The sequence below is a fragment of the Hymenobacter seoulensis genome (assembly GCF_054780535.1).
This window is the reverse complement of the sequence record NZ_BAAGWD010000002.1, coordinates 1,360,215-1,387,008: the sequence shown is the minus strand read 5'-3', so window position 1 is coordinate 1,387,008 and position 26,794 is coordinate 1,360,215. Positions and strand designations below refer to the sequence as shown.

General features: G+C 54.6%; 23 protein-coding genes and 1 tRNA gene. 9 read left to right on the top strand and 15 right to left on the bottom strand.

Annotation, left to right across the window (positions count from 1 at the left end; translation table 11 throughout):
• Positions 1 to 788: 788 nt before the first annotated feature.
• From ACYVHC_RS13710 to ACYVHC_RS13695, 4 genes are all read right to left on the bottom strand, one after another.
• Positions 789 to 2,060: an adenylosuccinate synthase gene (locus tag ACYVHC_RS13710; protein WP_460614299.1), complete on the bottom strand. Its 1,272-nt coding sequence runs from the start codon at positions 2,058 to 2,060 to the stop codon at positions 789 to 791.
• Positions 2,060 to 2,407 carry an STAS domain-containing protein gene (locus ACYVHC_RS13705; RefSeq protein WP_460614298.1) on the bottom strand — a complete coding sequence of 116 codons (348 nt, stop codon included), beginning with the start codon at positions 2,405 to 2,407 and terminating at the stop codon, positions 2,060 to 2,062. Before ACYVHC_RS13705 ends, ACYVHC_RS13710 begins: the two co-directional genes overlap by 1 nt.
• Entirely contained in the window at positions 2,404 to 2,895 is a 492-nt protein-coding gene (locus ACYVHC_RS13700) for a Fur family transcriptional regulator (protein WP_460614297.1), read from the bottom strand. The genes ACYVHC_RS13705 and ACYVHC_RS13700 overlap by 4 nt, the downstream gene beginning before the upstream one ends.
• A 200-nt stretch (positions 2,896 to 3,095) precedes the next feature.
• Positions 3,096 to 5,303, bottom strand: coding sequence for a RelA/SpoT family protein (locus ACYVHC_RS13695; protein ID WP_460614296.1), 2,208 nt, complete (start codon positions 5,301 to 5,303; stop codon positions 3,096 to 3,098).
• A 320-nt stretch (positions 5,304 to 5,623) separates the two neighbouring features.
• On the opposite strand from ACYVHC_RS13695, the gene ACYVHC_RS13690 reads away from it, so the two are divergent.
• The 4 genes from ACYVHC_RS13690 to clpX all read left to right on the top strand — a co-directional run bounded on the left by ACYVHC_RS13690 (position 5,624) and on the right by clpX (position 9,404).
• A tRNA-Leu gene (locus tag ACYVHC_RS13690) sits at positions 5,624 to 5,705 on the top strand.
• 126 nt (positions 5,706 to 5,831) lie between these two features.
• Positions 5,832 to 7,160: a trigger factor gene (gene tig, locus ACYVHC_RS13685; protein ID WP_460614295.1), complete on the top strand. Its 1,329-nt coding sequence runs from the start codon at positions 5,832 to 5,834 to the stop codon at positions 7,158 to 7,160.
• Positions 7,161 to 7,270: 110 nt separating this feature from the next.
• Positions 7,271 to 7,978: a ClpP family protease gene (locus ACYVHC_RS13680; protein ID WP_460614294.1), complete on the top strand. Its 708-nt coding sequence runs from the start codon at positions 7,271 to 7,273 to the stop codon at positions 7,976 to 7,978.
• Positions 7,979 to 8,180: 202 nt separating this feature from the next.
• Positions 8,181 to 9,404: an ATP-dependent Clp protease ATP-binding subunit ClpX gene (gene clpX, locus ACYVHC_RS13675; protein WP_460614293.1), complete on the top strand. Its 1,224-nt coding sequence runs from the start codon at positions 8,181 to 8,183 to the stop codon at positions 9,402 to 9,404.
• Between the two features lie 94 nt (positions 9,405 to 9,498).
• Here clpX and lpxB read toward each other — a convergent pair whose 3' ends face one another.
• The 4 genes from lpxB to ACYVHC_RS13655 all read right to left on the bottom strand — a co-directional run bounded on the left by lpxB (position 9,499) and on the right by ACYVHC_RS13655 (position 13,262).
• A complete protein-coding gene (lpxB, locus tag ACYVHC_RS13670) occupies positions 9,499 to 10,608 on the bottom strand; it encodes a lipid-A-disaccharide synthase (RefSeq protein WP_460614292.1) in 1,110 nt (369 codons plus the stop codon).
• A 152-nt stretch (positions 10,609 to 10,760) separates the two neighbouring features.
• Positions 10,761 to 11,180, bottom strand: coding sequence for a 6-pyruvoyl trahydropterin synthase family protein (locus tag ACYVHC_RS13665; protein ID WP_460614291.1), 420 nt, complete (start codon positions 11,178 to 11,180; stop codon positions 10,761 to 10,763).
• Between the two features lie 142 nt (positions 11,181 to 11,322).
• Entirely contained in the window at positions 11,323 to 12,324 is a 1,002-nt protein-coding gene (locus tag ACYVHC_RS13660; RefSeq protein WP_460614289.1) for a FecCD family ABC transporter permease, read from the bottom strand.
• Positions 12,321 to 13,262: an ABC transporter substrate-binding protein gene (locus ACYVHC_RS13655; protein ID WP_460614288.1), complete on the bottom strand. Its 942-nt coding sequence runs from the start codon at positions 13,260 to 13,262 to the stop codon at positions 12,321 to 12,323. The genes ACYVHC_RS13660 and ACYVHC_RS13655 overlap by 4 nt, the downstream gene beginning before the upstream one ends.
• A gap of 223 nt (positions 13,263 to 13,485) precedes the next feature.
• Here ACYVHC_RS13655 and rfaD point away from each other — a divergent pair, with 223 nt between their 5' ends.
• Both rfaD and ACYVHC_RS13645 read left to right on the top strand, forming a co-directional pair.
• Entirely contained in the window at positions 13,486 to 14,451 is a 966-nt protein-coding gene (rfaD, locus tag ACYVHC_RS13650) for an ADP-glyceromanno-heptose 6-epimerase (protein WP_460614287.1), read from the top strand.
• Positions 14,452 to 14,680: 229 nt separating this feature from the next.
• The gene (locus ACYVHC_RS13645; protein WP_460614286.1) at positions 14,681 to 16,081 is read left to right on the top strand and encodes an FAD/NAD(P)-binding protein; all 1,401 of its coding nucleotides are present in this window, start codon (positions 14,681 to 14,683) and stop codon (positions 16,079 to 16,081) included.
• A gap of 95 nt (positions 16,082 to 16,176) precedes the next feature.
• On the opposite strand, the gene ACYVHC_RS13640 is transcribed toward ACYVHC_RS13645, so the two are convergent.
• From ACYVHC_RS13640 to ACYVHC_RS13630, 3 genes are all read right to left on the bottom strand, one after another.
• Positions 16,177 to 16,458, bottom strand: a complete 282-nt coding sequence (locus ACYVHC_RS13640) for a hypothetical protein (protein WP_460614285.1) — start codon at positions 16,456 to 16,458, stop codon at positions 16,177 to 16,179.
• A 111-nt stretch (positions 16,459 to 16,569) separates the two neighbouring features.
• The gene (locus tag ACYVHC_RS13635; protein ID WP_460614284.1) at positions 16,570 to 17,574 is read right to left on the bottom strand and encodes an MDR/zinc-dependent alcohol dehydrogenase-like family protein; all 1,005 of its coding nucleotides are present in this window, start codon (positions 17,572 to 17,574) and stop codon (positions 16,570 to 16,572) included.
• A 38-nt stretch (positions 17,575 to 17,612) separates the two neighbouring features.
• Positions 17,613 to 18,008, bottom strand: a complete 396-nt coding sequence (locus tag ACYVHC_RS13630) for a thiol-disulfide oxidoreductase DCC family protein (protein WP_460614283.1) — start codon at positions 18,006 to 18,008, stop codon at positions 17,613 to 17,615.
• A 412-nt stretch (positions 18,009 to 18,420) separates the two neighbouring features.
• Between ACYVHC_RS13630 and ACYVHC_RS13625 the strand changes: the two genes are divergently transcribed.
• The gene (locus ACYVHC_RS13625; protein ID WP_460614282.1) at positions 18,421 to 19,995 is read left to right on the top strand and encodes a hypothetical protein; all 1,575 of its coding nucleotides are present in this window, start codon (positions 18,421 to 18,423) and stop codon (positions 19,993 to 19,995) included.
• A gap of 6 nt (positions 19,996 to 20,001) precedes the next feature.
• On the opposite strand, the gene ACYVHC_RS13620 is transcribed toward ACYVHC_RS13625, so the two are convergent.
• Positions 20,002 to 20,730 (bottom strand): Dph6-related ATP pyrophosphatase, encoded by a 729-nt coding sequence (locus tag ACYVHC_RS13620; protein WP_460614281.1) that lies wholly within the window; start codon positions 20,728 to 20,730, stop codon positions 20,002 to 20,004.
• Positions 20,731 to 20,994: 264 nt separating this feature from the next.
• On the opposite strand from ACYVHC_RS13620, the gene ACYVHC_RS13615 reads away from it, so the two are divergent.
• Positions 20,995 to 21,315, top strand: coding sequence for a hypothetical protein (locus ACYVHC_RS13615; RefSeq protein ID WP_460614280.1), 321 nt, complete (start codon positions 20,995 to 20,997; stop codon positions 21,313 to 21,315).
• A 93-nt stretch (positions 21,316 to 21,408) separates the two neighbouring features.
• Here ACYVHC_RS13615 and ACYVHC_RS13610 read toward each other — a convergent pair whose 3' ends face one another.
• The 3 genes from ACYVHC_RS13610 to ACYVHC_RS13600 all read right to left on the bottom strand — a co-directional run bounded on the left by ACYVHC_RS13610 (position 21,409) and on the right by ACYVHC_RS13600 (position 25,582).
• Positions 21,409 to 21,918 carry a DUF4126 family protein gene (locus tag ACYVHC_RS13610; protein ID WP_460614279.1) on the bottom strand — a complete coding sequence of 170 codons (510 nt, stop codon included), beginning with the start codon at positions 21,916 to 21,918 and terminating at the stop codon, positions 21,409 to 21,411.
• A 297-nt stretch (positions 21,919 to 22,215) separates the two neighbouring features.
• A complete protein-coding gene (locus tag ACYVHC_RS13605; protein ID WP_460614278.1) occupies positions 22,216 to 24,066 on the bottom strand; it encodes a DUF885 domain-containing protein in 1,851 nt (616 codons plus the stop codon).
• 208 nt (positions 24,067 to 24,274) lie between these two features.
• Positions 24,275 to 25,582, bottom strand: a complete 1,308-nt coding sequence (locus ACYVHC_RS13600; RefSeq protein ID WP_460614277.1) for a hypothetical protein — start codon at positions 25,580 to 25,582, stop codon at positions 24,275 to 24,277.
• Between the two features lie 486 nt (positions 25,583 to 26,068).
• Here ACYVHC_RS13600 and ACYVHC_RS13595 point away from each other — a divergent pair, with 486 nt between their 5' ends.
• Entirely contained in the window at positions 26,069 to 26,785 is a 717-nt protein-coding gene (locus ACYVHC_RS13595) for an SDR family oxidoreductase (RefSeq protein ID WP_460614276.1), read from the top strand.
• The last annotated feature ends 9 nt before the right edge of the window (positions 26,786 to 26,794 follow it).

Below are 26,794 nucleotides of genomic sequence, written 5' to 3'. Positions count from 1 at the left end.
AGCCTTACCTACTATTGTCTTTTCCAATCATTCAAAGAACGTGTGCTTTCTTCCTATCGAAGAAAACCGTGTGCCTGTGTTACCAGGCCAAGTGTTTTCGTTTTGCTAAGCTTCCGTTCGAAGCGGGTTGCAAAGGTAACACCGTTTTTTCTAAATGCAAGAAAAAGAAGAAAACTTTTTTCGAAGCGTTTTTCTCTTGTCGTGCGCTGCTCGCTTCCGGTTGAAGCGGGGTGCAAAGGTAACCACTCGTTTTGCACTTTCCAAGTTCCCAGGCAAAAAAACTTTTTCGTTGTTTTCGCTCCTGGTACCCTGTAAAGCCCGTTTCTCGGTCGAAAGCGGGGTGCAAAGGTAGCACTACCAAGTTGACTTTTGCAAGGATCTAGAAAAGTTTTCTTTTCTGTTTCCATCCCCTTCCTCTCGAAGCGGGGTGCAAAGGTAGCACCCTTTTTCCACAAGAAGCAAGACGCGCTGTCAACTTTTTTTCAACCCCTGCTTTCGAAGTAGAAAGCGAAGTGCTGAATCCCTGCCGCGTTCCGGTTTGGGAGTGCAAAAGTGCAGGTCTTTTCTGGAAATACCAAATGCATCCTCATCTTTTTTTTACAAACTTTATAGCACCCTAGACCAACTATCCTAGCTTGCTGAGGGTAAACTCTTTATGATTAAGAATTAGTTCAGCCTAGGCAAAAAAAACTTTGAAGGCTTTCTTATAACTAGATTCATTAGGCGCAACAAGCAAGAAAGGCCGCTAAATAGCGGCCTTTCTTATAAGCTTGAAGAGTTGGAATGCCTTAGCGAAGGTGCAAGGTGCTGACCCGATCAGGGCCAACACTTACGATACTTACTGGCACTTCTAGATGTTGCTCCAGATACTGGACGTATTGTTTCAGCTCAACAGGCAATGCACTAGGGTCAGTTATGGCCTGAAGGTCTGTGCGCCAACCTGGGAGGGTGATATATACAGGAGTCAGGTTCTGGAGGTCGCCGTGGTCTGGCAGATGGTCGGTTTGCTCACCATTTGGCAGCTGATAATGCGTGCAGACCCGAATTTCATCGAACTCGTCCAGTACATCAGCCTTCATCAAGTGAATTTCTGTTACGCCATTTAGCATAATGCTGTAGCGCAAAGCCGGTAAATCAATCCAGCCGCAACGACGAGGGCGACCAGTAGTAGCACCAAACTCGCGGCCGGCAGCCCGTATCCTCTCCCCTACCTCGTCATGAAGCTCCGTTGGGAATGGGCCGCTGCCTACCCGCGTGCAATACGCCTTGCTGATTCCATACACCTTATCTATATGCCGTGGGGCAATACCTAAGCCAGTGCAGGCACCCGCCACAATGGTGCTGGAAGAAGTCACATAAGGATAGGTGCCGAAATCTATATCCAGCATAGACCCCTGGGCTCCTTCGGCCAGTACGTTTTTGCCCTGGCGCAGCAAATCATTCAGCAGATACTCAGTATCGCTGAGCTGAAGTGTACGCAGGAACTCTACGGCAGAAAAGAAATCGGCCTCAAATTCTTCAATTTCGAGGCCTTTACCATAAAAGTCAGCTAGGGTAGCATGGCGGGCTACTGCCTCGTTATACCGCTCCTGAAAATCGGGAAGGAGAATATCACCAACCCGCAACCCGGTACGGCCAATCTTATCCTGGTACGTAGGGCCAATACCTTTCAGCGTTGATCCGATCTTTCCACCGCCACGCGCCTCTTCGTTGATACGATCAAGGGCGCGGTGTGAAGGAAGTATAAGCTGGGCCTTGCGCGAGATATAGAGGTTAGCACCCCAATTAACACCCCGGTCCGTGAGCTTTTGTAGTTCCTGCCGAAACACCACCGGGTCAAGAACTACCCCATTTCCCACTACATTAATAATGTGCGGATGGAAAATACCGGAGGGCACCTGGTGCAGCACGTGCTTGATGCCATCGAAAGTTAGGGTGTGGCCCGCATTGGGGCCGCCCTGGAAGCGGGCTACTACATCGTAGGTGGGGGCTAACACATCGACAATTTTGCCTTTGCCTTCATCCCCCCACTGTAATCCTACTAGTACGTCAACGGGCATTATTTTGCGGCTTTCAACTGTTCAGCGGCCGATTGTTCATCGTCCGCAATGGAAAATATAGCGTTCAGCTTGGTCAGGGCCAACATTTTGCGTGGGTGGTCAGCGGGGTTGATCAGTATCATCTCACCCCCGCGGCTGCGGAACTTGGTGAGCAGTGATACAAGTACTCCGATGCCGGTGCTATTGATATAGCGGATGCCCGACAAATCAACGGTGCAATGGCGAAGCTCGTCGCCGAGGTGCTGATCAACGCTTTGAAGGAGCTGCTGGGTGTCGGGGCTACCGATTAAGTCGCCGGAAAGGCGCACAAAGAGAATGCCATCCTGGACGGCGGTATCAGTTTTCATTCGGCTAAAGAGCGGGCGGCGGCTTTCGCGCGGCAGTCGCCGCACACACCGTAAAGGTTTAAAGAGTGGTGCAAGATATGGAAGTTGAGTAACTCCCCTACCATAGTCTGGATGCCATGAATGCGCGGATCACAAAACTCTACCACTTTATGACACTCTGTGCAGATCACATGATCGTGCTGGCGGTAACCATAGCTTTTCTCGTACTGCGCTAAGTTGCGGCCAAACTGATGCTTGCTTACTAGGCCATGTTCAACCAGCAAGTCAAGCGTGTTGTATACAGTGGCGCGGCTTACCTGCAGGCCTTGCTCCTTCATTCCGGCATATAGTTCTTCCACATCGAAGTGGCCGCTACGGGAGTATATTTCCTCCAGTATAGCATACCGCTCTGACGTTTTCCGCAGGCCTTTATTTTCAAGATAGGCCGTGAAGATCTTCTTCACTTCCTCATACTTTTCTTTATCCAGATGCTTCTCAGTAACAGGCATTTTATGAGGCATTATATACAAGGAGTGAAAACAGCAAAAAAGGAAGGATGTTTGAAGGGACTTTAGGGTGAATGAACACCTAGCAAATCTCCTGAAGACATCTTGGCCTAGCTCTGTTTACATGCTAAACCCTAGATCAATCCGCCTCTGGTTATACTGTTTTATACCTCCCATTTTCAGGAAAACTCTTTAAAACCAATTCACGAATCGAAACGCTCTACGAGCAATACCCCGTTTACTTTGGACAGCCGGTGAATCAGCTTTTCGAGGTGGTCAGTATCATTTACGAACACCATAATCTGGCCTTCAAACATACCGTCGTTAGAGTCGATGGTGATGGAGCGCATGTTCACTTTAAGGCTATTGCTGATGATGCGCGTGACATCATTCACTAGTCCTACTCTATCGGAACCTTTAATGCGAATACCGGCCAGGAAAGCCAGCTCCAGTTGTTCCGTCCATTTGGCACGCACAATGCGGTTGCCGTAGTTCGACATCATTTGCACAGCCTTGGGGCAAGACGTTCGGTGAATCACGATGCCGTTATCCGTCTCAAACCCGAACACATCGTCACCGGGAATAGGGTTACAGCAAGGCGCAATAGTGTAATCGAACTTGTCGGTCCGCTCCCCGATAACCAGCATATTGGCATTTACGCCCCGCACTTTCTGCACCTCATGGTCGAAGGCTTTGGGCTCTAGCATCGAGGGCAGCCGTGGCGCCTCTACGTTCGGGTCGAAAAGATCTTTCTGGATTTCGCGGCCATCTATTTGCCCAATCGCCACGCGGTAGAAAAACTCCTGCAGGTTGTGGGTATTGTAGTGGGCTAGTAGGCGGTTGATGTTATCCTGGGAATATTCAATGCCTAGCAGTTCAAACCGCTTCTCAATCAGGAAGCGGCCATCTTCGGCCTTAGTGCGCTTCTCGTCCCGTAGCCAGTCTTTGATGCGGGTACGGGCCTTGGAAGTGGTTACATACTGCAGCCATTCTTCCGTCGGTTTTTGCTTCTGCGACGTCAGAATTTCCACCTGGTCGCCGTTGCGGAGCTGGTAGCTCAGGGGCTGCAGCTTCTGGTTTACTTTGGCACCTAGGCACTGCAGCCCAATATGCGTGTGTATCTCAAAGGCAAAGTCGAGGGCAGTAGCCTTATCTGGCAAAATTACTAGCTTCCCTTTGGGCGTAAAGGCATACACTTCCTTCACAAACAGGTTCTGGCGGAACTCGTCCATGAACTCCAGGGCACTGGAGTTATTGGTTTCGAGCATCTCCCGCACCTTGTTTATCCACGACTCCAGCGTTGACTCTGGTTGAGGCGTACCGTTGTCTTTGTATTTCCAGTGCGCTGCGTAGCCTTTCTCGGCAATATCGTCCATGCGGCGGCTTCGGATCTGCACTTCTACCCACTGCCCGGTTCGCGACATGACCGTAGTGTGTAACGATTCGTATCCGTTGGCTTTGGGCGTACTTACCCAGTCACGCAACCGGTCGGGATTGGGCTGGTAGAAGTCCGTCACAATAGAGTATACCTGCCAACAGGCCGCCTTTTCTTGTTCCTGCGGCACATCCAGAATTACCCGAATGGCAAACAAGTCATACACTTCATCGAAGGTGATGTTCTGCTTGCGCATCTTCCGCAGAATAGAATAGATGCTTTTAGGCCTGCCCTTCACTTCGTACTCGAAGCCCTGGGCTTTCAGCTCCTCATCTATCGGCTGCACAAAATCCTTAATGAAGCGGTTCCGTGCAGCCCGGCTTTGCCGCACGCGGTTTACCAGCTCCGTATAGATTTCGGTATCGGTGTACTTCAGGTAAAGGTCTTCCAGCTCAGTTTTGATGGTGTAAAGACCTAGGCGGTGGGCCAGCGGCGCGTAGAGGTAAATCGTCTCAGAGGCAATTTTCAGCTGCTTGTGCCGCGGCATCGAGTCCAGCGTCCGCATGTTGTGCAACCGGTCAGCCAGTTTTATCAGGATAACCCGCACGTCATCGGAAAGCGTCAGGAGCATTTTGCGGAAGTTTTCCGCTTGCTCCGAGGTGCCGTACTCAAATACGCCGGAAATCTTGGTGAGCCCATCTACAATGCGCGCCACCTTCGGCCCGAATTCGCGCTCTACGTCGGCTACCTCCCAGGGCGTGTCCTCCACTACATCATGCAGCAGGGCCGCAATAATGCTGGTAGTGCCCAGCCCGATTTCCTCCACCACAATCTGAGCTACGGCCAGCGGATGCAGAATGTATGGCTCCCCGGACTTGCGGCGCATCTCTTTGTGCGCTTCCAGAGAGGTATTGAAGGCCTTCTTGATGAGCTTCGCATCGCCCTCTTTTAAGTAAGGCTTGGCGGTGCGGAGCAGGCGGCGGTAGTGACGCAGGATTTCCTGGCGTTCTACTTCAGGATCGATGACAATAGACATGGTACGCGGGCGGCGCCTAAAAGCACCGAAATACTGCTTGCTAAGGTACGGCTTGTAGCTGAAGCTGGCTATATGCACTAGGTCTTTCGGCAGTGCCAAGCCTCAGTACTACCTCAACAAAGTAAGAAAAGCGTTAGTGCGTAAGGATAGTGGCCAACCTAGTTTCGCCTAGGCCCGACAGGAAACAAAACCGTTTCCCGAGCAGCTACTGCAGGTTACCACATAAAAAGTACGTCGTGCCGCATCTTAATTTATGAAAGACGCTTGTTTTTAAAATTGCCTTGTGTAGTTTTGCGGCCCCGAGGCAGACGGCCTCAGACGCGGATGTGGCGAAATTGGTAGACGTGCCAGACTTAGGATCTGGTGCCGCAAGGCGTGTGGGTTCGAGTCCCTCCATCCGCACTTATTTAGGTTTTTGAGTTAGAAAACCACCCTTAACCCTCAACCCACACGTTGGGGGTTTCCTTTTTACCGGGTTTCTGCCCCTGTTTACATCAACGTAGTAGTACCCTTAACCGACAACCCGTTTTGGACATTACCCTCGACAAAAAAGACGACCAGCTGAATGCCATCCTGACAGTAAATCTCACGGAGGCTGACTATGCTCCCACCGTGGAGTCGAAGCTGAAGGAGTACAGCAAAAAGGCGCAGATCAAAGGGTTCCGCCCGGGCAAAGTGCCGGTAACGCTGGTGCGCAAAATGTACGGCAAAGGCATTCTGGTGGAAGAAATCAACGGCCTGCTCAGCAAGTCGGTTGATGACTACATCAAAGAAAACAACCTGAAAATCCTCGGTGAGCCCCTGCCGGTTCCAACCGATGTTGATTTCGATACCCAGAAAGACTACACGTTCCAGTTTGAGCTAGGCTTGCTGCCCGAGTTTGAACTACCTGCTGATCAGTCGGTTAATGTAGACCGTCATAAGGTTGAGCTGGATGAGAACACGCTGAAGGAAACTTACGAGCAGCTGGAGCGTCAGTTTGGCGAAACCTCCGAGCCTGAAACCGCTGAGGCTGGCGACTACATTTCCGGCAAGCTGAAGAAGGCTGACGAAGAAGGTGAAGGCCGCGTAGTATTGCTGCCGACCAACAAGCTGAAGAACGATGCTGACAAGTTTGTAGGTGCTAAAACCGACGACGTAATCAGCTTCGATCTGAAAAACGCTTTCGATGGCGACGCAGCTGCTATTTCGAGCTTCTCAGGCATGAGCAAAGAGGAAGCGGAAGGCGTAGAAGGCGAGTACACCCTGACTGTAGGCAAAATCCAGCGTTCGGCTCCGGCTGAGTTCAACCAGGAGCTGTTCGACAAAGTGTTCGGTAAGGACATCGTAACCTCGAAAGAAGACTTCGATGAGAAGGTTCGCTCGACGGTACAGGAAAACTACGACCGGGAGTCCGACAACCTCGTGAACCGCCAGATCATCGATAAGATGCTGGAAAGCACTACTATCGAGATTCCGAAGGAGTTCTTCAAGAAGTGGTTGGTACGTGCTAACAACGGCAAACTGACGCCCGAGCAGGTTGAAGAGCACTACGAGGACTACGAGAAAGAGCTGAAGTGGTCGTTGATCCGCAATAAGGTAGTAGAAGCGCAGGAGCTGAAAGTATCGAACGACGAAATTGTGGACCGCACCATGCAGAAAATCTTGGGGCAGTTCAACATGGAGATGACGCCAGAAATGGAAGAGTCTATCCGTGGTTTTGCTGACAACTTCCTGCGTCAGGAGAACGGCAAGAACTACGTAAACGAATACGAAGCCATTCTGGCAGAGAAAGTGCTGGAAAACCTGCGCGGCAAAGTTGTTGTTAATGACAACCCGATTTCGGCTGAGGACTTCCGCAATCAGAATGCTGGCTAAGCGCTAACATTTCGGTTTTCGAACCAACAAAAAAGCCCTTACTTGTCGTATGGGCTTTTTTGTTGCCCATACATTTCGTTTGACTTATTTCATCTCCCACTTTTTCTGCCATGCTGAATAAAGAAGAGTTCCGCAAATTTGCCGTTAAGGGCCAGGGCCTCAGTGGTCTGGGTGTAGATCAGTATCTGCAGCACATGGAAGGCCAGGTGCGTTCCGGCATGATGCTACCTACGGGCATGACCCGCTCGGTAATTGAGGAACGCCCTACGCGTTTTGCTGAGATTGACGTATTCTCGCGCCTGATCATGGACCGGATTGTGTTCTTGGGCACGGCCGTGGACGATTATATTGCGAACATCCTGACGGCGCAGATGCTGTTCTTGGAGTCTGTAGACGCCAAAAAAGACATCCTGCTCTACATCAACTCGCCCGGCGGCTCCGTGTACGCCGGCCTCGGCATCTACGACACGATGCAGTACGTGAACCCCGATGTAGCTACTATCTGCACCGGCCTAGCTGCTTCTATGGGCGCTGTGCTGCTCGCTGGTGGCGCCAAAGACAAGCGTTCGGCTCTGCCCCACGCCCGCGTCATGATTCACCAGCCCTCGGGTGGCGCGCAAGGCCAGTCGTCGGATATCGAAATCACCGCTCGTGAGATTCTGAAACTCAAGAAAGAGCTGTACGATATCTTGGCCGAGCACACCGGTAAAACCTACCAGGAAATTCACGACAACTCTGACCGTGACTACTGGATGCGCGCTGATGAGGCCAAAGAGTACGGCCTGATTGACGAGGTTCTGGAAAAAAAGAAAGCCTAGCTTCTTTTCCACCGTGAAGTGTTGATAACCTCACCCTGACGAACTTACCGCAAAAAGCCCGCCTAGGCGGGCTTTTTCATTTTAAATAGAGGCCTAGCTCAGCGGCACTTTTTTAACGACGCCGGGCGTTGGCCTTTTCGTACCTTTGAGGTAGGTTAGCAGCAACTACCTATCCTCCCCTACTCTGAGAGTTACTTTGGCAATGGCAGATATTACGTGCTCCTTCTGCGGCAAGAGCAAAAAAGATGTGACGGTCATGATTTCCGGCATCAACGCCCACATCTGTGAGCGTTGTGTGGGGCAGGCCCAGCAAATCCTGAACGAGGAGAATAAGATTCGGGCTAACTCCAAGACCCCGAAGTTTAACCTCGTGAAGCCGCGCGAGATGAAGGAGTACCTCGACCAATATGTGGTAGGGCAGGATGAAGCCAAGAAGGTGATGTCGGTGGCGGTGTATAACCACTACAAGCGCCTGATGCAGAAGCCCCAGAAAGATGATGTACTGATTGAAAAGTCGAACATCATTATGGTAGGCGAAACTGGCACGGGCAAAACCTTCCTGACTAAAATGCTAGCCAACATTTTGCAGGTGCCCTTTTGTATTGCCGATGCTACTGTGCTCACTGAAGCTGGCTACGTAGGCGAGGACGTGGAAAGCATCCTGACTCGTTTGCTGCAAGCCGCTGACTACAACGTGGAAGCTGCCGAGCGGGGCATTGTGTACATCGACGAGATTGACAAGATTGCCCGTAAGAGCGATAACCCGAGCATCACGCGCGACGTGAGTGGCGAAGGAGTGCAGCAGGCAATGCTGAAGCTACTGGAAGGCACTACCGTAAACGTGCCCCCACACGGTGGCCGCAAGCACCCCGAGCAAAAGATGATTACGGTCAACACCGAGAACATCCTCTTCATCTGTGGCGGCGCCTTTGTAGGTATTGAGCGCATCATCAAAAACCGCCTGAACACCAAGCCGATTGGCTTTGCCAAAACCCAGCTGGAGGAAAAGGTAGACACGGATAACTTCCTGCGCTACGTAACGGCGCAAGATCTGAAAGCTTTCGGCCTCATCCCTGAGCTGATTGGCCGCCTACCCGTGCTTACGCACTTGAACCCCCTTGACCACGCTACCCTGCGCAAAATCCTGACGGAGCCTAAGAACTCTATCGTGAAGCAATACCAGCGCCTCTTCGACATGGAGGATATTCAGCTGAGCTTCTCGGAAGGCGCCCTGGAGTACATTGTGGTGAAAGCCGACGAGTATCGTCTAGGTGCCCGCGGCCTCCGAAGCATCTGCGAAGCCATCATGACCGATGCCATGTTCGATATGCCGTCGGAAGAAGGAGTGAAAGAGTTGGTAATCGATGAAGAGTATGCCCGCAGCAAATTTGAGCAGACGGCGCTGAAGCAACTGAGGGCCGCGTAGGCATTCGTTCAGACCAAAGCGCTAAAAAGCCCGAGGGCTGGGAGTAAGTTGACTCCCAACCCTCGGGCTTTTTAGCGCTGTATTTGGTAACTGCTTATCCTTTCAAATACCCCACCATCAGCTTCGCAGCCTTTTCAGCGGACTTTTGCTGGCCTAGTTTCTCGCGAATTTCGGCGTAGCCAGCTTTTTGCTTGGCTATGAAGGCTTCGTCGGCGGTGATTTTCTTGAGTTCTACAACCAAGTTGCGGGCATTAAAGTCGCTTTGAATCAGCTCTTTTACTACCTCGCGGCCGGCAATAAGGTTAACCAAGGAAATGTAGGAAACCTTAATTACGGCCTTGCTGATGGCGTAAGAAACCGCGCTGGTACGGTAGCACACAACCTGTGGCACATCAAACAGAGCCGTTTCGAGGGTAGCGGTGCCACTGGTAACGAGAGCTGCGGTGGCGTGGGCTAGCAGATCGTAGGTTTGGTTGAAGAGGATACGGACGTTGTTACGCTCGAAGTTGGCGTAGTAATTCCGGTCGAGGTTATCGACGCCGGCCACGATGAACTGATAATCGAGGAAAGGTGGCAGAATGGCTACCATCTCGTAGAGCATTTCCTCTATTTCCTGCTTGCGTGAGCCAGGTAGCACGGCAATAATGGGCCGAAGCGGATCGAGGTTGTTGCGCTCATAGAAATCCTCCGACTTCTGGTGTTCGGCTACGGCATCAGAAGTTGGGTTGCCAATGTAGTCTACTTTGTACTCGAAGCGCTGGTAGAACTCTTCCTCGAAAGGTAGAATCACGAACATCTTGTCCACGAGGGCTTTCACCTTGTGTACCCGGCTCTGGTTCCAAGCCCAGATTTTTGGGGAGATGTAGTAGAACACCTTCAGGCCGCTTGCCTTCGCGAACTTGGCAATGCGCATGTTAAAGCCCGCGTAGTCAACCAGGATGACAACATCGGGCTTGTAGGCAAGCAAATCTTGCTGACATTCCTTTAGGTAGCCGCGAAACTTCAGGATGCTGGTGGCCGCTTCCCAAAAACCCATGATGGCCATTTCCTGGTAGTGGCGCACCAGCTCGCCGCCGGCCTCCTGCATCATGTCGCCGCCCCAAAAGCGGAATTCAGCTTCTGGGTCCTGTTGGCGCAGCTCGCGCATCAGGTTGGCGGCGTGAAAGTCGCCGGAACGCTCGCCAGCTATCAGGTAGTACTTCATGGGGTTCCTATACAAATACGCCTTCTCAGAACGTCATGCTGAGCGCAGCCGAAGCATCTCGCTCGAATAATCGTATGATTTACTTTGGCAAGGTTAGCAAGCGAGATGCTTTGACTTCGCTCAGCAACTCGCTTTTACTTTATACTAATCACCTACTCCTCGCCGAAGTATTCTACGAAGTTGCGAGGCGTTTCGTAGAGTTTGATGCTGTGCAGCTTCGCCGTGGAGATGCCCTCAATTTCCGGCTTCAAAATGTTCCAGAAGGCAATAACTAGGTTTTCGGTGCTGGCCAATTGACCGAGCATGAAGGGCACATCGAGGTTCAGGTTTTTATGATCTACCTGATCCACCACGTGGGTACGAATAACCGTGCTGAGTTGCTTTAGGTCGATGACAAAGCCCGTTTCGGGGTCGGGCTTGCCTTTCACCGTCACAATGAGGTCGTAGTTGTGGCCATGCCAGTTGGCGTTGGCGCAGGGGCCGAAGACTTCGCGGTTGCGCTCCTCACTCCAGGTGGGATTGTAGAGCTTGTGTGCCGCGTTGAAGTGTTCCTGTCGGCTGATGTAAACCATTTTCTAAAGACTAAAGGACTAGGGGTCTTGGCGTCGTGAATGCTTGGAGGCGAACTACGCCGGACGAAACCAGGGTTCAGATACAGTGCTATCGAACAAGCCGGAAGGCGCCCGGTTTGGTTGACTTCGGGGTTTTGAAAACCTAAGACCCTTGTTTTCGCAGCAAATATACGAAGAACGGTACGCCAAACAGGGCCGTGATGAGGCCGACCGGCAGGCCAGCCGGCGGATACAGCACGCGGGCCAGCAGGTCGCAGAACAGCAGGAAGTTGCCGCCAAGCAGGGCACAGAACAGCAGGTTTCCGCGCCCGACGGTGCCTAGTACCCAGCGCGTGATGTGCGGCACCACTAGCCCTACAAATCCCACGGGCCCGCATAACGCCACTACACAACCCGTCAGCAGAGAGGCCGTGAGCAGCAGAAACCAGCGGGTTTGGGCTACGTCGAGGCCTAGGGCGGTGGCACGCTCCTCGCCTAGGAGCAGCAAATTCAGATCGTTGCGGCGCAGGCTTACTACCCCCATCCCGAGCAGCAAGGCCCCGGCCGGATACGGCAGTACAGTCCAGCTCGCTTTTTCAAATCCGCCCATAGACCAGAACGAAATAGAGCGAAGTTTTTCCTCGGTAGCAGCCAGGTAGGTGAGCAAACCGCCTAATGCAGTAGCCAACGAGCCCACTGCTACCCCAGCCAGCAGCAGCTGTGTTGGCAGAATTCGTCCTCTTCGGCTGCCTAGCACCACTACCATCAGTGTAGCGCCCAACGCGCCCACCAGTGCTGCCAGCGGCGGCGCATAGATGCCCGCTACCGTAAGCGCCGGCACATAGGCAAAAACCAGAATGGCACCCAGCGCGCCGCCGGAGGCAGTACCGAGCAGGTAAGGATCAGCGAGAGGGTTGTTGACCATGGCCTGCATGAGGTAGCCACTCACGGCCAGGCCCGCGCCCGCCACCAGGGCCAAGAGAAGCCGGGGCAGGCGGAGCTCTACCAGCACTACTTGGGCGGGGTCACGGGAATCATACTGCAGCAGGGCCTTCAGGATGAGGTCGTAATCGGTTTGGTAGCTGCCAATGCGCAGGCCCACGGCTAGCAAGGCCACCATCAGGAGTCCACTAGCTAGCAACCAGGGCCAAGCCGGGCGGTTCATTGTGCAGCGGGTTGCGCCCCTTCCACCAATGCCCGCAATTCCCGCACGGCCTGTACTACCCGCGGCGTGGGCCTCGACATGAGGTTATCTGTCACGTCATAGACCTGCCGGGTTTGATAGGCCCGGATGCGCTTGAGCTCGGGGTAGAGCTTGAAAAATGTGCTATCCATCTTGCCAAATCGGCCTCCAATCAGAATATCCGGGTTGAGCTTGAGTATATACTCGCGGCTGAGCGCTGGGTAGGGTTGCGCAAACTTTTCCTGCACGGCATTTTGGCCGCCAGCTAGCTTAATTTTATCCGTAAACAGCGTATTCTGGCCGTACACATAAATGGGGTCGTGCCAGGTAATGGCCAGCACGCGCGGCGCCCTGCCGGCTGGTTTGGGGCTAGTAACGTGGGTTAGCTCCGTGCGCAACGAGTCCACCACCCGCTGGGCCTGTGGCTTGCGGCCCAGAATCCACCCCAGGGTTTGGAGGCCCTGAAATAAGTCCTCTACGGTGTTATAGCGCTGATAATACACCGGAATGCCCAGCTCTTGGAGTCGCGCCGCATCAGCCAAGGACGTGATGCCATCGGTAGTAAAAATAACATCGGGGTGCAGCGCTACCAGGCGTTCAAAGTCGAGGGGGTAGGTAGTAACAACGGGCTTAGAGACTACTGCGGCGGGAAAATCGCAATGCTCGGTGCGCCCGATGATGGTGCTGGTGTCGGCTACGGCGTACAGCATTTCCGTCATAGAAGCGGCCAGGGCCATAATGCGCCGAGGGTTGGCCGGTATCGTGAGCGGGCGGCCTAAGTCATCCTGAAGCTGCTGGGGAGAGGTGGCGGACGCCGTAGGGCTAGTAGTCGATGTCGCCTTATCGGGCTGGCAGGCTACCAGCGGCGCCAGCACGGCCAAAACCAGCGCTTGGGAGCAGAAAGAAAGCAAACGAAGCATGGCATCAAAGGTAAAGCGCGGCGGGTAGCCATACGCGCCACCCCACGTATTAATATGCGCAGTCCACTAGATTTCAACGCCCAGCTACTAGACCAACACCGGCCGGCAACTGTTCTTACTGCAACCTGAACCTTGCATTTAAGCTGGCCCCGCGTATAAAAACCAGCCGCCGCACGCAATCAGCCGCCGGAGTGCTTTACCTTTGATTCAAACTTTCTGCCCTATGATCGTCGTCACCGGAGCTGCCGGCTTTATTGCCAGCTGTCTTGTTACCCGCCTTAATGCCGCCAATTTTAACGATATCGTGGTGGTTGATAACTTCACCTCGGAGCGTAAGCTAGCCAACCTAAAGGGCAAGCACCTGCGCGAATACGTGGACCGGGAAGAGTTTTTCACCTGGCTTGAGGCCAATCACGAGCAGGTGGAGTTTATTTTCCACCTGGGTGCCCGCACCGATACCACGGAGCAGAACCGAGACGTACTGAATGTGCTGAACCTGGAGTACTCCAAGCAAATGTGGCAGGCCTGCTGCCGCTACCAATTGCCACTGGTATATGCGTCTTCAGCCGCCACCTACGGCTCCGGCACGCTGGGCTACTCCGATGATGATGCCCTGCTACCCCTGCTCCGGCCGCTAAACCCCTACGGCGACTCCAAAAACGACTTCGATAACTGGGCTGTGCAGCAGCCGGAAAAGCCGTTTTTCTGGGCTGGGCTAAAGTTTTTCAACGTCTACGGCCCCAATGAATACCACAAGGGCCGTATGGCCTCGGTGATTTTGCACGCCTTCCGCCAGATTCAGGAAACGGGCTCCATGACCTTGTTCCGCTCGCACAACCCCGACTATGCTGATGGCGAGCAGCAACGCGACTTTGTGTACGTGAAGGACGTAGTGGAAGTGTGCTTTTTCCTGATGCAGACCCGCCGCAACTCCGGTATTTACAACCTGGGAACCGGCGAGGCGCGCACTTTCCTCGACCTTACCCTGAGCACCTTCGCGGCCCTCGACCGCACCGCCGACATTCACTTCCGCGACACGCCCGAGGATATCCGCGACACCTATCAGTACTTCACGGAGGCCGACATGAGCAAGCTGCGCGCCATCGGCTACGACCGGCCTTTTACGAAGCTGGAAGACGGGATTACCGATTACGTGCGCAACTACTTAGTGCCTAACCTCTATTATTAAAGTTGGCTCAGGGAGGTTTGATGCCCTTCCGGACCCTAGCAAGCCCTAGAATTACAACGCCTTGTTCTGCTTTTGCCGGAGCAAGGCGTCTTTTCTGGCTGCAACCAACCGGTGTTCCAGAGGGCCAAAGCCGAAAACAGAGCATAAGAATAAAATCTGGCAGAATTAGCTTTATCTGGCGTACTTACAGCTTACTTCTCCTCCCCATTTCTATTCTACCCGCAGGCTGGTGCAACGAAAAACCATAACGATTCTGGGCGGCGGCTTCTGCGGATCCATGCTGGCAGTGCAGTTGGCCCGCCTGGCGGGTAGCCGGCCCTTTGCCTGTGATGTACACCTAGTAGAGCCGCGCTTGGTGCCTGGGCCCGGCACTGCGTACACGGCTCGCCGCGCCGAGTACCTGTTGAACGTCCGGAGCCAGAATTTAAGTGCATTTCCTGATCAGCCAGACCACTTTATCAACTGGCTGCGCGCCACCAACCAGCCGCAGTGCCCCAGCGAGTTCTGCTCGCGCCAAACCTACGGCCGGTATCTGCAGCAACTCATCGGGCAGGTGTTGCAGTGGCCCTCGCCAAATGGCATCCGGTGCCACTGGCACAATTACGTGGCCAAGTCGGTGCGGGTAGCGGCTGATGGCACTTCGGCTACGGTGCGCCTTTCTAATAATGAGGAAATTATAAGCGACTATGTGGTGCTGGCCTTGGGCAACTTTCCGCCCCTGCCCCCCACCCGCTCCGATTTAAGTTACCTCACCCACCCTAACTACCACGGCAACCCCTGGGCTCCGGGCGCACTTGAAACCATCAGAACCGATGACACCGTCCTGATAATTGGTACGGGCCTGACTGCCGTTGATATGCTGATGGGCCTCCGGGCCGATGGTCACCAAGGAACCATTACAGTGGTTTCGGGCCATGGCCGGTGGCCGAGAGAGCACACGAAACCAACGGGCGCTTACCCGAGTTTTTATGCCTCGGAGCTGGCTGGCCTGGGCAGTGTAGGCGAGGTAGTGCGGGTAGTGCGCCGCCACGTGCAAACAGCCAAGGAACAGGGCCTCGACTGGCGGGCCGTTATTGACTCTATGCGCCCTGATCTGGGCCACATATGGGCAGCCTGGCCTTTGGTAGAGCAGGACCGTTTTCTTCGGCATCTGGCGGGGTTCTGGTCGGTGATACGGCACCGGTGCCCGCCCCAGAGTGCCGCTACTGTGCAGCAAATGTTTCATGAAGGCCTCTTACACCAGGAAAAAGGGCGCGTTCAACACATTGAGGTAACAGAGTCCGGCTTTTCTGTCGTTATCCAATCGGGCAGTGCGCCGGAGCGCCGCCTAAGCGCTCAGCACGTCATCACCTGCACAGGACCTTTGCTGGACTACAGCCGCACTGCCAACCCGGCCGTAATAAGCCTGCGCGAAAGCGGCCATCTGCAGCCCGATACCTTGCGGTTGGGCATCCAGACGGATGAACACGGCGCTTTGCTGAATGCCACCGGAGCAGCCTCACCACTTTTGTTTACCCTAGGGCCTAGCAGGCGCCCTGCTTTCTTCGAGTCGACGGCCGTACCTGAACTACGGATGCAGGTAGCAGCACTAGCCCAGGAGCTAGGCTCCCGAATGCGCGCAATCCAGTAACCTCACTGGTACTCGGCCTTCATTCCAACCGATTAAAAGCAAGAAAGCCGCCCCTGATCAGGGGCGGCTTTCTTGTAAGCCATTGTCTATCAGTATTACGCGGCCATATCGGGATACAACGGCCACACTTGGGTTTCAGGGGTTTCCTCAGCTAGTGGCAGCATGGCCATAGCCGGATACGCGGTCTGGTTTTGAGCAGCGGAACGACGTAGCGCCCGCATCAGCAAGTATTTGTATTTCTCCGCGTCGGCCAAGGCAGCTTCCACGGCATTTACGGCATCGTTATACGCTACTACCGGTACTGATTCAGCAGCTTCGCCGGTAGGGTAAGTCAGCTCAAAAACGGGGCAATTCAGGTATTCAGCAGGCGTTTTCATCAGGCAGTAGGGCTAGTATCAGTTGTCGGTAATGTAACAGAACGAGGCCTCTTTTCATTCCGAAATCAGCGGCTTTTTTTACTATTTTACCGATATTATCACCATTGATTATCAGCCCTTTACAGACAAAACAAGCTTACCAAACTGCAGGCCGTCGTCCATGCGGCGTAGCGCCTGTTCAGCATCAGCCAGCGGAAAAACTTCGTCAATCACGGGCACAAGTTTACGCTGCTCAACAAAGGCCACCATGGCATTGAAATCGGCCTCGGTTCCCATCGTGGAGCCGAGCACCGACAGCTGCTTCCAGAAAATTTTTCGGGCGGCCATGTCTGGAATGTCGCCCTGCGTAGCGCCGTAGAACACAATGCGCCCTCCGGGTACAGCCGCGTCCACCAGGTCGTTGAAACCGGGGCCGGCGGCGCTGTCAATTAGTACATCAAAGCCTCCGCCAGCCTGCTTGGTAAGCGTAGCGGGCCACTTTTCCGTTTTGTAGCTGATGCCGCCTTTGGCGCCTAGCTCTACAGCTTTGGCAATTTTTTCCTCCGAGCTGGATGTCACCCACACCTCAGCGCCAATGGCTACGGCCATCTGGAGGGCCAGCAGCGCTACGCCGCCACCTACCCCGCTTATCAGCACCCGCTCGCCGGGCTGCAGGTTGGCGCGCGTGAAAGCCGCCCGGTACGCCGTAACGCCGCCCAAAGGCAGCGCCGCGGCTTGCTCAAAACTCAGATGCGCGGGCTTTTTATGCACGTATTGGGCGGGCACGCATACAAACTCAGCGAAGGTTCCGTCCTGCGGCAGCCCTAGTATCTGGAAGTCGCGGCCCTGGGCATTGGGGTTGTTGCCCCACTGCTGGCCTGGGTTGATCAGCACTTCCTGGTGCAGCAGGCCGGCTTCTACCCCTTCCCCCACCGCCGATACTACGCCTGCCCCATCGGAGCCCAGAATAATGGGGAACTTCAGGCCAGCGTACTGGCCCTTCTGAATCCAGACGTCGCGGTGGTTGAGGGCGGCGGCGTGCAGCTGCACCTGTACCTGGCCAGGGCCGGGCTGTGGGGTGGGAACCTGCTGCAGGGCCGCTTTCTGGCCAATTCCTTCGAGCACGAGTGCTTGCATATAGTAGATAAGTAGGGTGGAAATCTGGAGGTGGAAAGTTACAGAAAGCGGGCGGCCAGCTCCGGCGTTGGCAGCCAGCAGGCATCTTGGCGGCCAAACCACCGGTAGCGGTTGCGGGCCACGATGCGGTACACGGCATCGCGCAACACCCGCGGCACCACCATGCAGGCATACAGCCACGACCACGGCCCGCTCAAGCGGCGCAAGATGCGCAAGGCTGCCTCTGAATGCGTGTACACCTTGCCGTTCTCAATGAGCATCACCGTTTCCGGCTCCAGCACCGGGGCGCTGCCGTGGGCTGCCAGCAAAGCGGCCGCGGCCTCCGACTGTAGGGAGCTAAAGCGAAAATACTCTTCCGGGTCGTGCCGGAGCACAAACTGCACAAAGCCATTGCACAGATTACAGACGCCATCGAAAAGTATGGTAGCAGGCATAAGCAGAGGGAGTAAGAACCGCTTCCTACGTAAGCTGGTGCGGCTAGGGTACTTTTAAGGCCAAACCCTCCGCCTAAGGCCAATGTTTAGTAGCCATTTCCGGCCGCTTGCTCTTGCAGCACCTCAACCGTAGCGACATCAGAGGTTGAGGCGCCTAGCCGACCTAGTAGGTAGCCAGCCGGATATGCGCCGGATGCGTTCAGCAAAAATGGCAGGACTTGCGTATGGAAAGGCAAAAATTTTACCTCAAGGCACACTTATTCGGTCTGGCAATGAAAAAATCTACGTTCTTACTGTATCCGATACCGAGTAGCAGGGAGTTGGCTGGCGCCGAAACACAACGCTAACTAGGCCACTCCAGCCAAGAAACCTTGCCTCTTTCCGATACCTATTCCTGCTACCCCTGCTAGGTATGCTGCACTTACTGGCGTTGCTTCGCCGCCCTTTCGTACTTGACTTGCGGGCGCTGGCCTTACTGCGGGCTTGCGTGGCTGCCATTCTGCTGCTCGACATCGGCATTCGGGCCACTGATCTGGAGGCACACTACTCCAATATGGGCGTGATGCCCCTGCACGTGCTGTTTCAGTACAGCTGGAACCCGTACCAGTTTTCGTTGCACAACAGCAGTGGGTTGTGGCAGGTGCAGGCCGTGCTGTTTCTGGTGCAGGCGGTCGTGGCTGTGGCCTTGCTGCTGGGCTACCACGCGCGCCTCGCCACGTTCCTGTCCTGGCTCATGCTAATATCAGTGCAAAACCGCAACCAAATGATTCTGCAGGGCGGCGACGATTTGCTACGGATGCTGCTGTTTTGGGGGTTCTTTTTGCCTTGGGGGCGCGTGTACTCCCTTGATGCCCGCTCCCGGCCCGCTCCCAGCAGCTATTCCTATTTCAGTGCGGCCACGGTGGCCTATATGGTGCAGCTGGCGTTGGTGTATTGGTGCGCTGCCATGCTGAAAAGTGGCCCCGAATGGCGCATTGACGGCACTGCTCTCTACTACGCCCTGAGCCTCGACCAGATTTTGATGCCCGGCGGGCGCCTGATTTATCCGTACCCCGAGCTGCTGCGCTTCCTAACCTTTGCCTCCTTCTACACCGAGCTCCTGATTCCGTTCGCGCTGTTTATCCCGTTTCGGGTGCCGTGGTGGCGCTGGGTGTTCATCGGCGTTATCATCGGCTTCCATATTGGTATCAGCCTCACGCTGTTTGTAGGGTTGTTTTTCCTGATCAATATCGTGTCGGTGATGGGGCTGTGGCCGGCGGCGAGCATGAACTGGCTGGAGCAACGGCTGGTGCCTCCGGTGCAGCGGCTGGTAGCACGGCTAGCCCCCATCTGGGCGAAAGTGGCCTTGTGGCGCGGCACTACTACCATCCAGCTACAAACGGCCGTGGAAGTTTCTTCAGGGCTGCGGCGCTTGCTCCGGGCCCTGCGCGACGGGCTAGTGGTAGGTGTGCTGCTGTACGTGTGCTGGTGGAACCTCGACAGCATTGTGAGCCCACGCTGGACCATGCAGCAGCCGTTGCGGTGGCTAGGCTACCTAGTGCGCGTCGATCAGCACTGGGGCATGTTCGCGCCTACCGTTTTCAAAGACGATGGCTGGTACATTCTGGATGGCACCACCGAAGATGGCCGGCACCTCGACCTGAACCGCAACGGTGCGCCGACCAGCTACCAAAAGCCCGCGTCGGTAGTGTCGCTGTTCAAAAATGATAGGTGGCGCAAGTATGCTGAGAACTACCTGTTTGTTTCGAACGGCTATATGCGCCCCTACTACTGCAACTACCTGCGCCGCATTTGGGAAGAAGACCCCAGCCACCCGCGCCTGCGCCAGCTGGATGTGGTGTACATGAAAGAGGTGACGCAACCTGACTACCGAACCGTGCGCCCTACCAAAGAAGTGCTCTGCTCCTGCGCACCTGAGGCCCCGGCTACCGCGGATGAAGCCACTGACGCAGAGGCGGAAGACGACACTAGCTCAGAAAACAAGTAAACCGCATCACGAGTGAGGCAGCAAGTCGCAGTACCAAAAGCCGGTATCGAAAGGGCTGTCTGTTGTTTGCTCGGCGGCTGGGCTGCTGGCGGGCGCTTGGTAGGTGCGGCGTACTAGCTCCCCACGCTCAAAGGGAATGGGGCTGCTGAAGTATGGCGCATCAAAAACGAAGGTATGGTACTCGCCGTTTTCTCCGCAGGAGTCAACGCCGGGTGGCAAGTCGCGCAGAAACTGCTCATCGAGCAGGCGGCCGCAGAAGCTTTGGTCGAGGAACTTCTCATTCACGCACACCACTACGGCTTGAAAGCCCAGATCAAGATACTCGCGCAGTATATCGGCGTTGGGGCGCTGCCAGAGTGGGAATGCGGCCTGCATGCCTATACTGGCTAATTGCTGCTCGCGGTACTGGCGCAAATCCTCGAGGTGAATATCCCCAAAGATGGATTGCTGCACACCTTGGGCCAGCAATGGGGCTAGGGTAGCTTGCAGGCGCTGCTCATAGATTGCCATATCGGGCATTTCGGGCAGCTCCAGCAGCGTGAGGGGTAGCCCAATGCGCTGAGCCTGCTCTTCCAGCAACGCTATTCGCACGCCATGCATCGACACCCGACCATAGTGCGCGTTTACGCTGGTGAGTAAATTGGTAACGGAAAGATTAGGAAGGCGGAGGGCGTGGTAAAGGGCCAGGGCCGAATCTTTGCCACCGCTCCAGTTCATCAGGGCAGAAACAGACATATCCAAAGGTAGGCCGCCTCCCAGCACAAACAAGCTCCAACGCAACCGCAGCCGCGCTGTGCACGTTTGCCTAGAGCACGGTTTTAGCCGCTTAACTAGGTTGCCTTCCAGTGGCTACTAGGTAGGCTCGTTTCTGAAACCAAGTTACAGGGCAAGTACTAGGCCGCCACACCTGCCCAACCGGTGCGTGGAGCTGCTTACCGGAATGCCGCTGAGACTAACCTTACCTAACACTCGGATTTCTCTTACCTACACCTTTCCCCTATGAAACGCTCTTTTGCTTTACTGCTAACCGGCGGTCTGCTTTCTGCCCTCACGGCCTGCGATTATAACAACACTCCCGGAAGAGACCCGCAAACCAGCCAGGACTTTACACAGGGAAAGCCGGCAAACGCAACGGACACCAACCGCGACAGCATTAGCGGCGGCGACGAGGCCTACACGCCCATCGGTACCGGTTCGCCAGTCGATCAGAAAAAGTCAGTGGACGCGGCCATGGAAGGCGCCCCGAAAGACGCTAACTCGCCGGCTACTGCTGCTCCCTCTAATAACTCGGAGGCCAACGCCAGCACCCGCGAGCAGTAACCGCTCAGCTTTCTTAGCTACCCGAACTAAAAAGGCCCTCAGGATACTTCCTGAGGGCCTTTTGATTTGATGGGGCGGCAATCTGATAGCTGCTTACAGTGCCCAGCGGCGCGATTCTGGTTCGCCGGCGTGGGTACCTTTGGTAAGCAGCAGACCGCTGCCTAGGGTCAATATGTCCTCCAACCCACCCACAATGCCATCGGGCAGGCCCGTCACCTTATCGGCCTTTTGGCGCAGGAAAAAGCTCAGATATGTAGCTGCTACTGCCGCTGCGCTACCTAGCAATGCGCCGTGCAGCGTTTTGCCGTGGTTAATTTTATAGAGTGTAGCCCCTACTAGTGCCCCGGAAGCCACCCGGCCCAAAAGTATAGGGGCCGCAATGCGGTTGGGGGTCTGAGGCAGCTTGTCGCCTACCATTTCGCCAGCCGCCATCAGCTTGAGGCCGTGGGCCACCAGAGGCTTTTGCAGATACCGTAACAGGGAACCTTTAAGTATTTGGGGCCGGTAGGTGAGCAGATTGCTGCTCAACAACGCGGGCGCCGTCATGCTCCGGAAGCCGGCGAGGGCGCCAAGGCCAACGGTTTGCCAAAGATGTTTGCTCATAGTTGAAAAGGAATGCGCTAGATGAAGCTCAGAATGTCTTGCTCTTTTAACGGGCCCTGCTCCGGAATGGTCGGATATTTTAGATCAAGCGTTTTTCGCCTGCTTCCTGCCAGTACAGCCGTTTATAGCTAAGCATGTCTATCGGGCAACTTGTCGTAGAGCGTCATGCTGTTCTTAGGCTACTTCCACTTCAGCTCTATTCCCTAGCCTCTAGCTTGGATCAAACCCTAAGCAAAACCGCCAGATGCCACAACGGCAACCCGAGGGGTTGCCGTTGTGGAAAGGGGTAGTACATGCTTATTTCTGGCTGGCGGCCCAAGTGTCCATTTTGCGCTCCAGCACATCCAGTGGCATCACGCCATCCTTCAGAAGCTCGTCGTGGAAGTCGCTGAGGCGGAAGTGGGCGCGGTGCTGGCCGGCATACTGCTCACGCAGCTTGTCATTGTGCGGGCCCAACTGCTTTTCGTACTTCTGGCGCAGCTCCCGGATTTTCAGGGCCCCAATTTTGTAGCTCAGTGCCTGGCCCGGAATAGCCATGTAGCGCTCAATTTCCGCGGTAGCACCCTCCTCACTGATGGCTTCGTTGGCCATCATGTATTTGATGGCCTCCTCACGAGTCATGTTTTTGGTGTGCATGCCTACATCCACCACCAAGCGCACGGCCCGGTGCATTTCGTCGCCTAGGGCACCCATGTACTGGTACGGGTCGGTGTAGAGGCCAAGCTCTTTGCCCAGGCTTTCAGCATACAGTGCCCACCCTTCGCCCATGGCGCCGTACCAGGCAAAGCGCCGGAATTTCGGCATATCGGTGTTTTCTTGCTGCAGCGATGTCTGGTAATGGTGGCCTGGAATGGCCTCATGCAAAAACAACGACTCCATGCCCGACGTGACGTTGAACGTAGTGGCATCTACAATCGGGATGTAGAAAACACCTGGCCGCGAGCCATCGGGGCTGCCCGCGTTATATTCCGCCGAAGCGGATGCGGCCCGGAACGCCTCCGTCTGCCGAATCTCGAACGGCGTTTTGGGCGTGCGCCCAAACATCTTCTTCAGGTTTGGTTCAATCTTGGCCTGAATAGCCCGGAAAGCATCCAGCACCTCCTCCGGCTTCTTATAAGGCATCAGCTTCGGGTCGGTTTTCAGGCTTTGGAAGAAGGCTTTCAAGTCGCCTTTGAAGCCAACCTGCGCTTTTACCTTCTCCATCTCACCCCGAATGCGCGCTACTTCCGCTTTGCCCGTCTGGTAGATTTCCTCGGGGGTTTTAGAAGTGGTCGTCCAGGTTTTAACGTAATACTTATAGATTTCAGGCCCGCCCGGAATAGCTGAAATACCCGTACTAGGCCGGGATTTGGGCAAGTATTCCTTCTCCAGGAAGTCGGCGAGCTTGCGGTAGGTGGGCACCAGGTTCTCGGCAATGGCTTGTTTGTACGCCGCGGTCAGGCGGGTTTTGTCGGCGTCCGATATGTCGTTGGGCAGGCGGGTAATAGGGCCGTAGAACAAGCTGGTAGTAGGATCCTGGGTTTCCATGGCCCGCATTTGCGGAATCATTTTCACCACCAAGGTCCGTGGCAATACCACCCCAGCCTTCATGCCCGCCCGAAAGTTGCTGATGGCCGTATCGGCCCACACGCTAAAGCCTTTCACGCGGCCTAGCCAGTTGTCGTAGTCTTTGGCGGTTTTGAAGGGCTGCACACCTTCCCCGGAGCCATACTGACCCATGCTAATCGGGAGGCCCCAAAACTGCTGGTACGGTATCATCCAGGTGTTCAGCTTAAGGCCTTCCAGCTTGTTTTCCAGGTCGTAGCGGAATATATCGTAGCTGATTTTATCATTAGCCGACAAGTCTGACCGGTCGAATTTCTGCAGCCGCGTCAGGTACTTCTGGTAAAACGCCCGCAGTTGCTCCCGAAACTGGCGGGTGCCGTCGTTGGGCAGCTGGTCGTTGTATCGGTTGTCGCCTTGGGCAGTGGCCTCCAGCGGAAACAACCGGCTGTTTTCTTCCCAATACGCGTCAAACAAGGAAGGCAGGTCCTTCACCTTTTCAAAGGTCATGACAGCGTTGTCGGTGGTAGCGTTGGAGTCTTTTTGCTGGTTGCAGCTAGCCAGTAGGGCCCCGGCTAGCAGGCCGGTCAGGGCAATTCGTTTCATTAACCGGAGAAAGTTTGGTGTGAAGCCGGAAGGTAACGCCCCACGGCCAAACCCCAAGCACGCTCGGCCTTTGCATTGCTCTTCTGCCCCAAGAATTTGCTGTTTATAACACTTGGAAGGCAATACGGGCCTAGTATCAAAAAGCCTGACCGTCGGAAATAGGCTTTCCGATGGTCAGGCTTTTGTAATTCGGTTCCGGAAGCAGTGTCTACTCGTTGCGCAGCAGTACCCGCTGGCTTACGGTTCCCTCACTGGTGAAGGCCTGCACAATATAGACACCACCGGGAGCTTGCTGGCCTAGGGTTACCTGGCGGCTAAAGGCACCGGTAGTGCCGGCGGGCAGCTGCTCCGTGCGCAGCACTCGGCCCATGTTATCCATAATTCTAATGCTTTGGCAAACGCCGCCAATCTGCATGTCAATGTTCATCACCGACTGATTACCGTACACTGACATTGCCTGCTGGGCTAGGCGGGCGCTGCTCACCTCTACCGGCACCACCTGCGAGTAAGCCGTCGTTCCATCGAGGTCAGTCTGGCGGAGGCGGTAGTAGTTCACGCCTTGGCGAGGGCTAGCATCCGTAGCCGTGTAGTTGCGCACCGAAGTGCTGGTGCCAGCGGCGCGTACGGTAGCTACATCCTCAAACGACTTGCCATCAGCGGAGCGCTGCACCGTGAAGCTGGCTGACTGTAGCTCGGCGGCGGTGCTCCAGTTGAGTTGCACACGGTTGCCTTGCAAGCGGCCATCAAAGCTTACCAGCTGAACTGGCAGCGGGCCGGCGCAGCCATTTACCGTAATGGCTTCCAGAGCATAGGAGTTGCAATCTATGTTCTGAAGTTCGGCAATGCCACAGTCGGAGCTTTGGCCTTTAATGCACACCTTCAGGCCGGCATCAAACAAGCCTTTTACCAGGCCGGCCCCGTTGCCGCGGGTCATCACGCAGCCCTCAATAGCCAGTTCGCCTGTGCCCTCTACCGTACCCGACTCATTCGTGATGCTGTTGTTACCCTGCATCAGCACGAGGTTGCCTTCTATGCTCACGCGGCTTTCCACGTTCAGCGTCGATTGGTTAGCCAGCATGATGCTGCAGGCCGCTTCTAGCGGAGCATTAATATCGGCGTCGGCTTTGTAGAAGTTCAACGATGAAACCGTCAGCGGTCCGTCCGTCACCAGCCGAAGCTGATCGGGGCCGCTCTGGCTGCCAAAGTCCAGCTTGCGGCCCGCCTGGTCTTCAGTAAGCGAACCGTTTTCCGTGATGGTGAGCATTCCGGCCTTACCGGTTACGGCGTAGTTCTGGGTTAGCTTCACCGCCGACCCAATAACTACAATCTCATCGGAGCTGCTTTTGGAATCGCCGGGGTAGCGCTGGGTGCCGGCCACGCCATCTACTTCCCAAATAGCTGGGTTGTTCCAGTTGCCTTCACTTGTCGAGACAAACCTGACCTGGGCCTGAGTTTGAGAAAGACCGCCTAAGGTGCCAGTCAAAAACAGGACAAAAGAGAGTATATTCGTTTTCATTGGATTCGTATTTAATGCCAAACAGTAGTGCTCAATACTGGGCATTTGTACGATTATCCTTACATTGTGATGCCTACTACAGACAGACCCTAGGCAGTTTATTGATTTATATAAATATAACTATTATCATTTATTTGCCTGTCGTCATATATTATTTTTTCACTGCCATTGTTTATCTATACGTTTTTTGGACATATTTTTTATAATTTTTATTACATATATTTTAACTAATATACAATAGCCTCAACAGGCAATAGGCCAAAAAAATCTTTATATATACCCAAAAATTACAGTAAGTAGGGCCTGATAACATCTGATAACTGGTTTAAAGAGGATACCACCCTAGCAGCTTCAGGGCAGGTATGGCTACTCAACGAAATATCTAAAGCCTGATGTGCTAACCATAGCATTAAGTTGGAAGCACCGCTATAACCGAAATCACTTTTCGGAGTTATACAGCGATACTTCGGTTATACAACTTGAAACATGGAAGCACTTACAGGTAAAAATGCGCTGATAACAGGCGCTGGCAAAGGTATCGGACGGGCAATAGCCTTGGCTCTGGCCAAAGAAGGCGTGAACGTGGCCCTACTGGCTCGCACGGAAAGCCAGCTGCGTGAGGTAGCGCAGGAAATTGAAGCCTTGGGCGTGAAGGCCGTTACGCTGGTAGCCGATGTAGCCGACCGGGCGGCCGTAGAAGCGGCAGTTGACCAAGCTCTCAGCACGCTAGGCAGCCTTGATATTCTGATGAATAACGCCGGCATTGGCACGTTTGCCAAGCTAGTAGACATGGACCCCGCCGAGTGGGAAAAGATTATTCAGGTAAACCTGATGGGTACGTACTATACCACCCGGGCCGTGCTACCCCAGATGATTGCGCGCGAAACCGGCGATATCATCAATATTGCCTCCACGGCGGGCCAGCGCGGCGCCGCTACTACTAGCGCCTACAGTGCCTCTAAGTTTGCCATCCTGGGCCTCACAGAGTCGTTGATGCAGGAAGTGCGCAAGCAAAACATCCGGGTTTCGGCGCTTACGCCCAGCACGGTGGCTACGGAGCTGGCCATCGGCAATAACCTCACCGATGGTAACCCCGAAAAGGTAATGCAGCCCGAGGACTTAGCCGAGTTCATCGTTTCGCAGCTGAAGCTCAACCGCCGCATCTTTATCAAGGAAGCCGGCATGTGGAGCACCAACCCCTAGGCAGTTCCG